Here is a 14,027-nt window from a genome sequence, read left to right as displayed (position 1 = left end):
GTCCAATGCATAAGTCTCAGAAAACCGTTGGTTTTCTGCCGGACCGAGTGGTGGGCGCAACAGGGATTGAACCTGTGACCCCTACCATGTCAAGGTAGTGCTCTACCGCTGAGCTATGCGCCCATCCGGTCCGGTGAGGCGCTGTTTACCGACGTTCGATGGGGCTGACAACCCATAAAAATGAAAAAAATGCATTCAGGTGATGTCTTTTCAATCTTCCAACCCCCCGTATCTACTATCTTTTCCTGAGAAAACGGCTGTTCCTCTTATAGTTTCCTCTCCACATTCGGGGCAGGATTATCCCACAGATTTTCTTCAAGCGGCTCGCTTGTCGATTCACGATCTTCAGAAAGCAGAAGATCGCTTTGTTGATAAGTTGTTCGATGCAGCCCCTGAAATTGGCGCTACGTTTCTGCGTGCCGCTTTTCCCCGGGTCTGGTGTGACGTCAATCGTGACAGGCGAGAACTGGACGCGAGGATGTTTAAGCCGCCCCTGCCCTCAACTGCTCTGCTTCGTACGCCGAAAGTTCGTGCCGGGTTCGGTGTTATCCCGCGATGTGCGTCTCAGGGGCGTGCGATCTATTCGCATTGTCTTGCTCCAGAAGAAGTGGAACGTCGCATTTCTTCATGCTGGCTTCCCTATCACCAAGCCCTGTCAGAATTAATCTTTGATGTGAAAACAAAGTTCGGCTATGCGCTACTTGTTGACGTGCATTCAATGCCGCGTCTGGAACAATACAGAGAGTGTAATGTAGTCTTTGGAGATGCGCACGGACACTCCTGCTCATCCAAAATTATTGGATTTCTTGAAGAAAATTTCCATTCGCGGGGATATAGCACGCAGAGAAACGTACCTTATGCGGGTGGATACATCACACGTAACTATGGACGCCCACTGCAAGGCGTGCATGCCATCCAGATTGAGCTGTGTCGCTCCCTATATATGAACACAGCTACGCTTGAACCGAGCCGCATGTTTATAAAAGTACGAGAAGATCTGACGCACATTATGGGAGATCTTGCATTCGCTTTTTCGGAGAAAATCTGAGAAGTCGAAAAATCTCCTGTCAACATCACGTTAGTCTCCGTAGGGTAATCAGAGACGTTGTTTCAGGGATTTTTTCATGTTGGTGCGGTATCTGTCACTTTCGCTACTCGTTTTGTGTTCTGCTTGTGCGGGGTATCAGACATCCCTACGCCCGGGTGGCGGAGTTTATCGGGTGGTTGACTGTAAAAACACGGATACCATCCATCAATGTGCTGAGAAGGCGCGTAAGTTCTGTCCGGCAGGGTACACCCCGATTGCGATTGATGACGGTAAAAACAGGATGAAACTCACGGTGGATTGTGGGGGAAAGTAAGCTGCTCTGTGGTTCATTTTTTTGTTCGCAGTCAGTGACACGATATTGATTTTGCTTCCGAAAAAGGGAGATGCAAATTGGGGAGGCCTACCTCCGGAGATGATTACAATGTCTGCTCAGATGCCGCTCTTTGACGATGCAGAGGTCTCTCCTCTGGTACTCTCCAGAAGAGCCGCGATTGCTACTGGTTTTGGTTTCGCCTGTCTGATGCGCCGGAATGCTTCTGCGGCTGCAACTGCGACACCGTCTGGCAGTGTTTCGCCAGCGAGTGTCGTGAGTCAGCCCGCGCGACAGTGGGGCGCTGGGGCGCCTCCGGCTTATCTTCCGGACCCGGACGTCATTGTTCTTGATCCGTCATTTCATGATCTAACATATTTTGCGGCGCCAATTCGTCGTTTGTGGGACCAGGGAGGTTGGCTGGAGGGGCCAGCATGGAGCAGTGAAGGCCGTTTTTTGGTTTTGAGCGACGTTATTCAGTCCAAGGCACTTCGCTACATCTGGGAAACAGGGGAAATCACCCAGTTTCGCCCTGAGGGGTATGCAGCCAACGGTAACTGCTTTGATTTTGACGGCCGACTGGTCGTTTGCGAAGATTTTTTCCGGCGGGTTGTACGCTGGGAACACGATGGCAGCGTGAAGGTTCTTGCGGACAGTTTTGATGGGAAAGGTTTGAACTCACCAAACGATATCGTCCCTCACCCGGACGGAAGTCTGTGGTTTACCGACCCAGGATATGGCGACAACATTACCGAGGGCCATGCAGATGCGCCTGGAGGGCCTGCGAACCGTGACGGTCGTCTGCGCTGGAACATAGGGCGTGAACTGATCGGAGAAATCGGGGGAACAAAACGTCAATCTGACCATGTTTTTCGGATTGATCCTGATGGAAGCGTCAAGGCTGTATTGCAGGAGGTGGACCTTCATGATCCGAATGGCCTCTGCTTTTCTCCTGATTACAAAAAACTCTATATTGTCTCGACGCCCAAAGGTCCGGGTCAGAGCATTGGGGGAGATCAGGCGATTCATGTATATGACGTGAATGGTTCGACACTTGGGCCGGGGCAGGTTTTTGCAGATATGCGGCTGAATGGCGTGCAGATGAACCCTGACGGCATTCGTGTGGACGTATTTGGAAATCTTTGGTGCGGCGCGTCAGGTCCGCTCGGCCTGTGTGGTGTGTTTGTCTTTAATCCGGCTGGGAAGCTGATCGGTAGGCTGCGCCTTCCTCAAGGATGCTCAAATCTGACATTTGGCGGTCCAAAGCGGGATCACCTTTTCATGTGCGCTGCGAATTCCCTCTTCGTTCTTCAGGTTGGTACACAAGGGTTTGCTCCGTCCTGATACGCCCATCAAGTGAGGCATCTCCTATGCATTGCGTCTGGCGGCGCCTGGTTTTGTTGGCCCTAAAGGAATCATGGTAATCTTATTGTCTCCAGTCTGGGCCTTATAGTTTGTGATATAGAGGTCAGGTAATCAGTGCAGGTTACCTGACCTTGTTTTTTCGGGAAGCACTATCTTCCGTGGGTGAAAAATACAGAGCAATACAGCCGATGATAGCGGTAAAGGCGACGTAAATCGCTGGTGCGACAGGTGTCTGGGGAGTCAGGGTTGATATTATGGCCGGGGTCAGGCCACCGAATACGGCATATGAGATATTATAAGACAGAGAAACGCCTGAAAAACGTACCATTGCAGGAAAAGCACGGAGCATTCCGATAGGTACCAACCCTACAAACCCACAACACAACCCACTGAAGGCCGCCCAGAATACTAGTGTATGTGGAAATAGCGGTGAAACGCTGTAAAGACCCATTGCGCCAATGGCCAGCCCTACCCCACATATGGCGCTGAGTGTTTTCAGTGACACAGTATCAGTCAAGGCACTGGCAGCCACGACCGAAAGTGTCAGGCACAACGTTGCGGCGAGGCTGGCCAGCATCGTTTCAGAAGACGAAATATTGTGGAGTGTCTGCATCATCGGGGGCATCATTAGAATAAGGACCACGATTGCAGCGGTAAGCGTCCATGTCATCATCATCGAGCACAGAATGCTACGCCGATGATCCCTAATAAGGATTTTGGCCGGCAGGGTAGATGCAGTTTTAGCCTTTTCCTGCATTTCACGAAAAATGGGGGTTTCATCGAGCCAGCGGCGCAGAAACATAGCCGCAAAGCCAAAAATACCTCCCAAAATAAAGGGAATACGCCATCCCCAGGCGGCAACGTCGTCCGGCTTCATAATTGAATGCATTGTCAGAATGACGACGGACCCGAGAAAGATGCCTCCTGTTAGGCCTCCGGTGAGCAGGCCCGTTGCAAGACCTATACGTCCTCGTGGTGCGTGTTCAGAAACAAATACCCATCCTCCCGGAGCTTCCCCCCCGATTGCTGCGCCTTGCATGATGCGCAGGAGAAGCAGGATCAGGGGCGCGCTTACTCCAAGTGTTTGATAGCTTGGAAGCAGGCCCATCATTAGTGTGGGAACTGCCATGAGCAGCACGCTGAGCGTAAAAATTTTTTTTCGGCCGGACGTATCACCAAAATGTGCCATCACGATACCGCCCAGAGGGCGCGCGAGGTATCCAGCGCCAAACAGGCCAAATGCTTCGGCCTGACGGAGCCACTCTGCCTGACTGGCTGGAAAGAAATGAGCAGCAATAAGCTTGGCCAGAAAAGCAAAAATGACAAAATCGTAAAATTCCAGCGCTCCCCCAAGAGAGGCGAGAGCCAGAATGCGAAGTTGCGAAAGGCTCAGGGAAGCACGAGAAACTTCCAGACAGGATGACATGAAAAAAACGATCCCTACGCATAGGTGAAGGGTCCGGTTGATAATCCGGAGCACGGCAACGGGTCTTATAAGGTCATTTATTTCTATTTGTCTATTTATTTGGTAATTATATTTCTAAAATGATGGTTAAAATCAGGAAAAAGATCTCTTTTTGAGAGAGATCACGCTATTGGGTTAACTCTGGAAATTTTGTGAAAGAATATTTTCTGCAAGCGAAAATTCGTCGTTATTACCTTCGATTCAATCTAAATATATAAAGGGGTTGGAGTAATATTCATTGAACCAACCTCTTTATAGAAACTAATTAGCTTCGAAATTTATGGTCTGATAGGTGCTATCAATTGTCTTGTTGTGGGGATTGTTTTCGGGAAGCATTATATGTATGGACTCGCTATATAATTCGTCTGACGCAGTAGTAAGATCTACAATTTCACATATTCCGCCTCCGAAAATAATATTCCCAAATATCCATTCATTAAAATGACGCTCGTCCATCCCAGTTACTGGAGAATAATGCGGTTTTTGACATCTTACTACGAGATTATTATGGCTTTTCCGACTGTAAAAGTGCCCGGTGTGTAGAAATTAGCCATCAACCTACCTGCGCGATGCATATCACAAAGTGCGCCTGCAGGTTCGCTGTTGATCTCGATGGTCTGCTTTGTTCCCTCCAAAATTGTGGCGCAGCCATCCAGTTGAACAAGTGCACAACATAGTAATAGAGTATGAATAATCTTCATAATATGTAACCTTTAGAAAAAACAGGTTTCATATGCGATTCGATTATTAAAAAATAAGTATCGGGAGAATATTCCGAATGATAATTTATTTTTTAATATTAGATCAATAAGGAGTTATTTTACAATATTATCAATTCCACCTCATCAATTTTCAGAAATGATGAGGTGGAATTTTCATTAGAAATTGGCGCTTACTGATCCAAAGAACATACGGGGTGCTCCAATCAGGAATGACTGATACGCTAGAGCGCCCTGCCCTATACTGACCGGATTTCCATTTTCACCCATTGTGGAAATGTAATGAGTGTTTTGAAGATTTGTTACACTAAACGAGAGCGTAATGTCTTTAACGCCTCCGGTGTGTTTTTTCACGTAAGTAAGCTTGCTCAGGTTGTACTGCAAGCCAAGGTTCGCCAACCAGTATGATGGAACCTTTACATCTCCGACGTAACTATAATTACGGTGGCTGTTAAAATTCGCATCTATATAGGCAGTCATGCCTTTCCAAGCATATGAAAGCCGGGTTTTGTACATAAACCGCGGGTAATTGACGATCTGTGCACCCTTTGTGTGATAGACGGTGCCTGCTTCTGTAAGGTTCTGATCGTATGTTGCGTGATCGTAGCTGAAGCTATTGGTAAATGTCAGATTACGGATTGGCATAACGGTCAGAGCCGCATCCACGCCGTTCATAGTGACACCGCCAACGTTTGCGACAGTTGAGATCGGATTGACAGCCGAACCTGATGTGATCTGCTGGAGCCGGTTATTAAAGTTTGTGCGATATCCGTAGACTGAAACGCCTGCGAACTGGCTTGAGTAGCGGTAGCCTGCAGCGTAGGTCCAGTCTGTTTCAGGACGGAAAGAGGAACGTCCCTGATCAAATGCAGTCTGTGTTACGGCAAATGGAGAGGCACAAAGTTTGTACCCGCGCTGGGCATAGGTGTGAACATTCTCCGAAATATCGAAGAACAGTTCGTGCTGTAATCCTGATTGTATATCTTGGCGAAAGGGTTGGTCCAATAGTTCAGGGGGTTCGGTAGAGGTTCTGTCAGCTTCCCATTGACGATGTTAGGCATCTGAAAATCGTATTCGGGAGACTGATAGCTGTTGTTCTCATACCATACACCTGCTCCGAGCTGGTTATGGGCAATGTCATAGTGCACCTGAGACAGGACACCGAAGCGTCGAATACCGGGAGCCTTACGAAGCTCAGAGAGTGGAGAAACATTGGGGGACGGGTAATATGGCGTTGTCCATGTTGACTGGGTGGTTTCGCCATGTCCGTAAGCGCTGGTATCCCATGTCAGGCGATCGCTTAGGACGATATGGGCCTTGAGCCCACCCAGATAATCTGCGAAAAGCGCTGGCAGGCGACGGCGCGCTGTCGTGGAAAAACTACTGAACGCACCGTCATCACTCATGCTGCCTCGAAGGTAGGAAGCGTCAGGGTTTCGGATACTGCATCCGTCAGTAAGCCTGCTGCAATGAGCGCATCTGCGGCCTCGATATCCGGCGTGAACAGTCTGTCCTGCTCGAAAAATGGTACCTTTGCGCGCAGGACTTGTGCAACCTGAGCCAGAGGCTCCGAAGATGCGAGAGGGGCTAGGAAATCCAGCCCCTGAACGGCCGCCAGGTACTCAATCCCGATAATTACCCGAACATTGGCATTGATGTCCCCCACCCGACGTGCCGCAAAGGTGGCCATCGATACATGATCTTCCTGATTTGCCGATGTGGGAAGACTGTCCACGGATGCTGGATGGGCAAGTGTCTTGTTTTCTGAAGCTAGTGCTGCCGCCGTTACCTGAGCTATCATGAAGCCGGAATTGACACCACTGTCATTGACGAGAAATGGAGGAAGCCCACTCATACTCGGGTCCACCAACAGGGCCAGCCGACGCTCTGCAATCGCTCCAACTTCAGAAATTGCGATTGCCATAAGATCCGCAGCGATCGCCACGGGTTCGGCGTGGAAATTGCCACCAGAAATCATTTCGTCGGTATCGGGGAAATGAATTGGATTGTCGGAGACGGCATTTGCTTCAATCAGCAGCACTTTTGCTGCATGTCGAAGGCTGTCGAGTGCGGCGCCCATGACCTGAGGCTGACAGCGCAGGCAGTATGGATCCTGAACGCGTTCATCGTCGATCCGATGAGATGCGCGGATGGCTGAGCCTTCCATCAGCTTGCGATAGACAGCGGCACATTCGATCTGCCCCACCTGTCCACGTAGTGCATGCAGCCGGGGATCGAAGGGGGCGTCTGTTCCACGCGCGGCATCCAGCGTGAGGGAGCCTGTGATGAGGGCTGCCTGAAACAGACGCTCGGCATCAAACAGCGCAACAAGAGCAAGTGCTGTGGAGGCCTGGGTACCATTCAATAAAGCCAGGCCTTCTTTTGGCCCCAGTACTACCGGTGCCAGGCCTGCGGCTTCCAGTGCGGCGGCCCCGGACATGCGTTGACCCTCAAAGAATGCCTCACCCTCTCCGATAACGACCGCAGACATATGGGCGAGTGGCGCAAGATCACCTGAGGCGCCGACAGAGCCCTTTTCTGGAATGACCGGGATCACGCCGCGATCAAGCATATCGATCAGAAGTTGTACTACTCTTGGGTGAACGCCCGAAAATCCTCGGCTAAGGCCATTTGCCTTTAGAAGCAAGATCAGTCGCACGACCCGGTCTGGCATTGGCTGGCCGATCCCCGCTGCATGACTAAGCACGAGGTTTCGCTGAAGATCGCGCAGCCTGTCATCGGGGATGCGTGTCTTGGCCAGCTTTCCAAAGCCCGTATTCACGCCATAGACCGCTGCTCCGCTGGCAACGATGCGATCAACCGATCGGGCAGCGTCAGCAAGCACGTTTTTAGCGTCCTGGCTGAGGCTCACACGGGGGCTGTCAAATACAAAACGACGAAGAGCAGGAAGATCAAGCTTGCCTGGGTCGAGGATGAAATTACCAGACATGTGCATCAGGCCTTTTTAACCATTGGAAGATCTAGACCCTTCTCGTGGGCACAATCTATTGCGATATCGTATCCAGCGTCAGCATGGCGCATCACGCCCGTTGCCGGATCGTTCCACAGAACACGCTTAAGTCTGTTGGTAGCATCCTCGGTGCCATCGGCAACGATCACCATCCCGGAATGCTGGGAGAACCCCATGCCTACGCCGCCGCCATGATGGAGTGACACCCAGGTCGCGCCGGATGCTGTGTTAAGCAATGCATTAAGCAGCGGCCAGTCGGAAACGGCGTCGGAGCCGTCACGCATCGCCTCGGTCTCTCGATTTGGGCTCGCGACCGAGCCACTGTCGAGATGATCGCGCCCGATCACGATGGGTGCTTTCAGTTCTCCGCTGGCAACCATCTCGTTGAACGCAAGCCCCAAGCGGTGCCGGTCGCCCAGGCCAACCCAGCAGATGCGTGAAGGCAGGCCCTGAAAATGGATTTTCTCACGTGCCATATCGAGCCAGTTATGAAGGTGCTTATCGTCAGGCAGCAGTTCCTTGACTTTGGCATCTGTCTTGAAAATATCCTCAGGATCACCTGAAAGCGCAGCCCAACGGAATGGTCCTATTCCCTTGCAGAAAAGTGGGCGGATATAGGCTGGCACGAAGCCTGGAAACGCAAAGGCTTCCTCACAGCCGACTTCCAAGGCCATCTGACGGATGTTGTTGCCGTAATCAAAGGTTGGAATTCCCATGCGATGGAATGCAACCATGGCTTCAACATGCAGCTTCATGGACTCTTTTGCTGCTTTTTCCACTGTGGCCGGGTCTGTGATGCGCATCTTCTCGGCATGATCGAGTGACCAGCCAGCGGGCAGATACCCGTTTAGTGGATCATGTGCAGAAGTCTGGTCGGTTACGCCATCCGGGCGGATACCGCGGCGTACAAGCTCGGGAAAGACTTCTGCCGCATTGCCAAGCAGTCCGACGGAGACAGGTTTGCCGCTTTTACATGCGGCATCAATGATTTCCAAAGCCTCGTCCAGCGTATTTGCGCGGCGATCAAGATAACCCGTTTGCAGGCGTTTCTCGATACGGCCCGGCTCACATTCCACTGCAAGCATCGAGGCGCCCGCCATGACTGCCGCCAAGGGCTGCGCACCACTCATGCCACCTAGACCGCCTGTCAGGATCCAGCGTCCGGTCAGGTCGCCTCCATAATACTGACGCCCCATTTCAACGAACGTCTCATAGGTCCCCTGAACAATTCCCTGGCTACCGATATAGATCCATGATCCAGCCGTCATCTGGCCGTACATCATCAGGCCAGCACGATCGAGTTCATTGAATTTGTCCCAGTTAGCCCAGTGCGGAACAAGGTTGGAATTCGCTATCAGCACACGGGGAGCGTTCTCGTGCGTGCGGAACACACCTACCGGCTTCCCGGACTGCACCAGAAGTGTCTGATCCGATTCAAGATCAAGAAGGCTCTGAACGATCTGGTCGTAGCATTCCCAATTGCGGGCAGCACGACCGATGCCTCCATAAACAACCAGTTCGGATGGCTTTTCAGCGACATCTGGGTCGAGGTTGTTCATCAGCATGCGCATGGCGGCTTCTGCCTGCCAGTTCTTTGCCGTGATTTCTGGACCATGTGCCGCACGGATGATACGGTCATTGGAAAGGCGGGACGAAGTCGGATTGCTCATGACGTCACCTTGACTGTACTTGTATATACATTCATGTGGCGCACCGAAAGCATCTCTGTCAACGTGAAATCGTAATGACCCTCATGGCTATATTCCTATGATGGATTTCAGGGGCGGTAACGACCAACAAAACTGTATCGACTGCCCGAATACGTGAAGACACCTTTCATGACGACTCGCCCATCAACCCATGTGCGGCGCATGAGTTGGAGGCATGCTTCTGGCTCGTCCAGATCGAGAAGCGTGCAGATATCCACGCTCGGAGTTACGGCGAAAACAACGTGTTCGATTTCTTCCGGCCTGGCGATGGAGGAGAGGTGGCGATGGGGGTGTGTCGCCGAAAAATCCTGCTCCATGTAGTCGGGTGCAAAATGAGGAGAGACGAAACGTTCTTCTGACTGAAGGGGTGTATCATCCTCAAAATGAACGATAATAGAATGAAACAGGCGCGCACCCGGGCGTTGCTCAAATGCTGTAGCGAGGTTGCTGTCTGCACGGATCACATCCAGCGAAATAATTTTCGTTGTGTGGATATGGCCATTGGAAACGATGTCATCTGCAATATCGCACAATTCCAGTAGTTCAACACGTTGAGCAGGTTCTGCCACGAATGTTCCCACGCCCTGTGCCCGCGTGACGACACCCTCGCTCGTCAGTTCTCGCAATGCGCGGTGGACGGTCATGCGCGATACGCTGAGAAGTTCTACAAGTTCACTTTCAGATGGCAGGCGATGCCTGATGCCCCACTTTCTATGCACTCGGTGATGTACGCTTTGACCTGCTCTTAACGCGCGGTGGGTTTGTCTTTTCCTAAGACGAGTGACACGTGCTTTCACCTTATCCGGATCTGATTGGTCTATACTGGCATAAGCGAGTATGCCTGTTCCACCTTCGGAAATGCTTTTTAATCCGGATTTCCGCCAAAAATACGGGATGAAGGTTTCACTCCGCCAATCCAATACGACAGCTCATGCGGTCCTTCGATGTCCCAGAGAACCATATCTGCGGCCATCCCAACCTCAAGGCGACCAATAGTTTTCTCGAGCCCGAGTGCTTTGGCTGCGATGTGAGTGTGACCGGCAAGCGCCTCCCCCGGCGTTAGCCTGAACAGCGTACAGGCCATATTCATAACAGCTGTGGGCGAGAGGACTGGCGAAGTTCCAGGGTTACAATCCGTTGCGAGCCCCATGGAAACGCCATGTTTTCGAAACAGTGCTATCGGGGGTAATTTTTCTTCACGTACGAAATAAAATGCACCTGGAAGCAGTATTGCAACGGTTCCTGCGGCTGCCATGGCGCGCACGCTTTGTTCATTGGCATACTCGACATGGTCAGCGGAAAGCGCGTTCCAGTTTGCGGCCAACAGGCTGCCCCCAAGATCTGACATCTGGTCAGCGTGAAGGCGTACTGGCAGCCCGTAGCGGTTGGCTGCATCGAAGATACGTTCAACTTCAGCCGGTTGAAAAGCGATGCCCTCACAAAAGGCATCGACACTATCCGCGAGATTAGCCTCAGCCACGGCCGGAAGCATCTCTTCACAAATATGCCTAACGTACTCCGACTGCTTTCCACGATATTCGGGGGCAAGTGCGTGCGCTCCCAGAAAGGTTGTATGCACGCGCAGCGGGAGCGCATGCCCTACGGCGCGTGCCACACGGAGCTGCTTGAGTTCGTCGTGCAGGGTCAGCCCATAGCCAGATTTTATTTCAACTGTCGTGACGCCATTCTCAACGAGACGTCGGGCACGCTTGAGCGTTATTTCCAGAAGTTCCTCTTCGCTTGCCTCGCGTGTTGCGCGAACGGTAGAAAGAATCCCTCCCCCGCGTTGTGCGATCTCGGCATAGGAAACACCCTGCAGACGCTCTGCAAATTCTGCACTCCGGTCTCCTGCGAAAACAAGATGTGTATGGGGGTCGACAAGCCCGGCTGTCAGCCACTGTCCCCCGCAGGATATGACTTCGTGGGCGAGTTTATGTGGCGCGTCTGGAAGGTCAGCCTGTTTTCCGGTCCAGACAATCAGACCATTTTTAGCTGCGATCGCAGCATTACGTATTTCGCCAAAGGTATCGCCCCTAGGTTGACCCGTGCCGCTTGCGTCCGTTGCCAGATGAACGTCGATCCATAAACGATCCCACATGGGCACTCTCCAAACCTCGGCTTGACCTTAAACATCTATACATGTCTAGTTCACGTATTTTCGTAATACAACGACAATCAGGGTGACGGTTCCATGGGGCTTCCTGTGCATTCCAGTAGCATTTTTGCCAAGCAGGCTCTCCTACCGGATGGCTGGAGGAAAAATGTAAGATTGGAATTTGATGCCAATGGCTGTTTTACGGCCGTCCTGCCAGATAGTGTACCTGTGGCAGGCAGTGAGCATGTTGACGTTCTGATGCCACCACTTCCGAGCCTCCATTCGCATGCTTTTCAGCGGGCCATGGCTGGATTGACGGAAAAGCGTTTGGATCCTGCGGATTCTTTCTGGACGTGGCGCGATCAGATGTACCGGCTGGCAGCTCGTGTCGACCCTGAAGCACTTCAGGCGATTTCAGCGCAATTATATATGGAAATGCTGAAATCCGGTTTCACGCAGGTGGCTGAATTTCATTATCTCCACCATGCCCCCGATGGCACGCAATACGAAAATCCTGCCGAGATGTCCCAAAGCGTCGTGGAAGGAGCGTTGCAGGCAGGGATCGGAATGACGATCCTCCCTACCCTTTATTGCCATGCAGGTTTTGGGCAGAAGCTTGCAGAGGGGCAGAAACGCTTTGGAAGCACACCTGAGTTTATAGCTCAGGTAATTTCGAATATTGGCAGCAAATACAGCGGAAACCTTCTGGTGACTGCGGGTATGGCGATCCATTCCCTGCGGGCGGCCAGCGGCGATGATATCCATAAGATGCTCGCTCTCGTGTCGGACAAAGTGCCCGTCCATATTCATATTGCGGAGCAGGTACGCGAGGTGGAGGATTGCCTGTCTGCACTTGGGCGCAGGCCAGTGCAGTGGCTGCTGGATGAGTTTCCCGTCGACCACCGATGGTGCCTTGTGCACGCTACACATCTGGACGACAGGGAAACGGTCCGATTGGCCCGTTCAGGTGCGGTTGCTGGGCTTTGTCCGATTACCGAGGCAAATCTGGGAGATGGCATTTTCCCACTTTCCAAATACATCGACGAAGGTGGAAAATTCGGTATCGGCACCGACAGCAATGTTCTTTTGAGTGCGATGGAAGAGTTACGAACGCTTGAATACGGGCAACGCCTGTTTTCTCGCAAACGGTGCCGCTCCCTTCCTTCTGAAGCGACAGGCTCTGTGGGAGACTGGCTTTATCAGCAGGCCTTACATGGTGGCTCACAGGCATGCGCGCATGGGGGGGGACGGCTGGCAGTCGGTCAGCGTGCGGACGCATTGAGTATCAGGCGCCAGGACCTCTCTTTCCCTGATCTTGAGATCATGGACATGCTGGATAGTCTGATTTTCGCCTGTCCGTCGTTGCCGGTTCATCATGTGTTGTGTGCAGGAAAATGGGTGATCCGCGATGGGCGCCATATTCATGAAGCTGCAATCAGCCGGGCATATCAAAAAGCAATAACCACCCTGAGATCTTAAGTGATCAGGAGAAACTGATGACGATCCCTATTTTTAGTTTTGCGGCTGGCAACGCCCCTGTTCTGGTAACTATTCCGCATGCTGGCACAGCGCTTGCGCCGGGCATGGTAAGCCGGATGACCGAACTGGGTGTTACACTGCCCGATACCGACTGGTATATGGAGAAGCTCTACAGCAGCTGCGTGGACCTCGATATCGGGATGATCCGCGCGAATTATTCCCGTTATGTCGTCGATCTGAACAGAGGCGCCGATGATGCAACCCTGTATCCAGGCAGACCCAAAACCGGGCTGGTACCAGACCTGACATTCGATGGTAAGGCAATTTACAATGAAGGTCATGCGCCAGATGAAGAAGAAATTGCCGAGCGTCGGCGTCTTTACTGGCAGCCATACCATGACGCTGTTCAGGAAGAACTTGATCGCCTGAAAAAACGATGGGGCTGGGCCATTCTGTGGGATGGGCATTCCATCAAGACCGAGGTTCCGCGGCTTTTTGAAGGAAAGCTCCCGGATCTGAACTTCGGCACCAATGATGGGGTCTCCTGCGCGGGTACTCTAATCAAATCCGTGATGGACGTACCCGAGCTTGGGAACAGTTATTCCACAATCCTGAATGGCCGTTTCAAAGGCGGTTATACAACCCGACATTATGGACAACCTCAGCATGGCATCCACGCAATACAGTTAGAGAAAGCCCAAAGTGTCTATCTTGAGAGTGAGGACGCGCCATGGCCGATAGATGAAAGAAAAACAAAGAAAATCAGGGAGACAATTGGAGCCTTATTACGACAGGCTGTTCTGTGGAGGCCAGAAGGCTGAGTAGCAGGCGCACAGTCGCATGATATAAATCTGGAGTGTGGCGGC

General features: G+C 51.9%; 11 protein-coding genes and 1 tRNA gene. 4 read left to right on the top strand and 8 right to left on the bottom strand.

Features of this window, described 5'->3' with window-relative positions:
- Positions 1-48: 48 nt before the first annotated feature.
- Positions 49-123, bottom strand: a tRNA-Val gene (locus GWA01_RS05315).
- Positions 124-202: 79 nt separating this feature from the next.
- Between GWA01_RS05315 and GWA01_RS05310 the strand changes: the two genes are divergently transcribed.
- Together GWA01_RS05310 and GWA01_RS05305 are read left to right on the top strand one after the other, a co-directional pair.
- Positions 203-1,048, top strand: a complete 846-nt coding sequence (locus tag GWA01_RS05310) for an N-formylglutamate amidohydrolase (RefSeq protein ID WP_146794717.1) — start codon at positions 203-205, stop codon at positions 1,046-1,048.
- Positions 1,049-1,568: 520 nt separating this feature from the next.
- Complete coding sequence (locus tag GWA01_RS05305) at positions 1,569-2,702, top strand: SMP-30/gluconolactonase/LRE family protein (protein ID WP_228118460.1); 1,134 nt, start codon at positions 1,569-1,571, stop codon at positions 2,700-2,702.
- Between the two features lie 142 nt (positions 2,703-2,844).
- Here GWA01_RS05305 and GWA01_RS05300 read toward each other — a convergent pair whose 3' ends face one another.
- The 7 genes from GWA01_RS05300 to hutI form a co-directional block, all read right to left on the bottom strand.
- The gene (locus GWA01_RS05300) at positions 2,845-4,149 is read right to left on the bottom strand and encodes an MFS transporter (RefSeq protein WP_146794715.1); all 1,305 of its coding nucleotides are present in this window, start codon (positions 4,147-4,149) and stop codon (positions 2,845-2,847) included.
- A gap of 917 nt (positions 4,150-5,066) precedes the next feature.
- Positions 5,067-5,852 (bottom strand): TonB-dependent receptor, encoded by a 786-nt coding sequence (locus GWA01_RS05295; RefSeq protein WP_244945715.1) that lies wholly within the window; start codon positions 5,850-5,852, stop codon positions 5,067-5,069.
- Positions 5,786-6,313: a hypothetical protein gene (locus GWA01_RS13210; protein WP_228118364.1), complete on the bottom strand. Its 528-nt coding sequence runs from the start codon at positions 6,311-6,313 to the stop codon at positions 5,786-5,788. Before GWA01_RS13210 ends, GWA01_RS05295 begins: the two co-directional genes overlap by 67 nt.
- Positions 6,310-7,857 carry a histidine ammonia-lyase gene (gene hutH / locus GWA01_RS05290; protein ID WP_146794711.1) on the bottom strand — a complete coding sequence of 516 codons (1,548 nt, stop codon included), beginning with the start codon at positions 7,855-7,857 and terminating at the stop codon, positions 6,310-6,312. Before hutH ends, GWA01_RS13210 begins: the two co-directional genes overlap by 4 nt.
- Before the next feature lie 5 nt (positions 7,858-7,862).
- A complete protein-coding gene (hutU, locus tag GWA01_RS05285) occupies positions 7,863-9,548 on the bottom strand; it encodes a urocanate hydratase (RefSeq protein WP_146794709.1) in 1,686 nt (561 codons plus the stop codon).
- 107 nt (positions 9,549-9,655) lie between these two features.
- Complete coding sequence (locus tag GWA01_RS05280) at positions 9,656-10,231, bottom strand: UTRA domain-containing protein (RefSeq protein ID WP_229315981.1); 576 nt, start codon at positions 10,229-10,231, stop codon at positions 9,656-9,658.
- 221 nt (positions 10,232-10,452) lie between these two features.
- Positions 10,453-11,685: an imidazolonepropionase gene (gene hutI / locus GWA01_RS05275; RefSeq protein WP_146794707.1), complete on the bottom strand. Its 1,233-nt coding sequence runs from the start codon at positions 11,683-11,685 to the stop codon at positions 10,453-10,455.
- A 93-nt stretch (positions 11,686-11,778) separates the two neighbouring features.
- Between hutI and GWA01_RS05270 the strand changes: the two genes are divergently transcribed.
- Positions 11,779-13,161 (top strand): formimidoylglutamate deiminase, encoded by a 1,383-nt coding sequence (locus GWA01_RS05270; RefSeq protein WP_146794705.1) that lies wholly within the window; start codon positions 11,779-11,781, stop codon positions 13,159-13,161.
- 17 nt (positions 13,162-13,178) lie between these two features.
- Positions 13,179-13,982 carry an N-formylglutamate deformylase gene (hutG, locus tag GWA01_RS05265; RefSeq protein ID WP_146794703.1) on the top strand — a complete coding sequence of 268 codons (804 nt, stop codon included), beginning with the start codon at positions 13,179-13,181 and terminating at the stop codon, positions 13,980-13,982.
- The last annotated feature ends 45 nt before the right edge of the window (positions 13,983-14,027 follow it).

Source organism: Gluconobacter wancherniae NBRC 103581, assembly GCF_007988885.1.
GTDB lineage: Bacteria > Pseudomonadota > Alphaproteobacteria > Acetobacterales > Acetobacteraceae > Gluconobacter > Gluconobacter wancherniae.
The sequence above is the reverse complement of the archived record's forward strand: the minus strand, read 5'-3'. Positions and strand labels throughout refer to the sequence as shown.

What these genes read in the sequence shown, in the direction of transcription:
- hutG (WP_146794703.1), top strand. Translation starts at nt 13,179, where the DNA reads ATGACGATCCCTATTTTTAGTTTTGCGGCTGGCAACGCCCCTGTTCTG.
- GWA01_RS05305 (WP_228118460.1), top strand. Translation starts at nt 1,569, where the DNA reads ATGCGCCGGAATGCTTCTGCGGCTGCAACTGCGACACCGTCTGGCAGT.
- GWA01_RS05280 (WP_229315981.1), bottom strand. Translation starts at nt 10,231, where the DNA reads ATGACCGTCCACCGCGCATTGCGAGAACTGACGAGCGAGGGTGTCGTC.
- GWA01_RS05310 (WP_146794717.1), top strand. Translation starts at nt 203, where the DNA reads ATGTCTTTTCAATCTTCCAACCCCCCGTATCTACTATCTTTTCCTGAG.
- GWA01_RS13210 (WP_228118364.1), bottom strand. Translation starts at nt 6,313, where the DNA reads ATGAGTGATGACGGTGCGTTCAGTAGTTTTTCCACGACAGCGCGCCGT.
- hutI (WP_146794707.1), bottom strand. Translation starts at nt 11,685, where the DNA reads ATGTGGGATCGTTTATGGATCGACGTTCATCTGGCAACGGACGCAAGC.
- hutH (WP_146794711.1), bottom strand. Translation starts at nt 7,857, where the DNA reads ATGTCTGGTAATTTCATCCTCGACCCAGGCAAGCTTGATCTTCCTGCT.
- hutU (WP_146794709.1), bottom strand. Translation starts at nt 9,548, where the DNA reads ATGAGCAATCCGACTTCGTCCCGCCTTTCCAATGACCGTATCATCCGT.
- GWA01_RS05270 (WP_146794705.1), top strand. Translation starts at nt 11,779, where the DNA reads ATGGGGCTTCCTGTGCATTCCAGTAGCATTTTTGCCAAGCAGGCTCTC.
- GWA01_RS05300 (WP_146794715.1), bottom strand. Translation starts at nt 4,149, where the DNA reads ATGTCATCCTGTCTGGAAGTTTCTCGTGCTTCCCTGAGCCTTTCGCAA.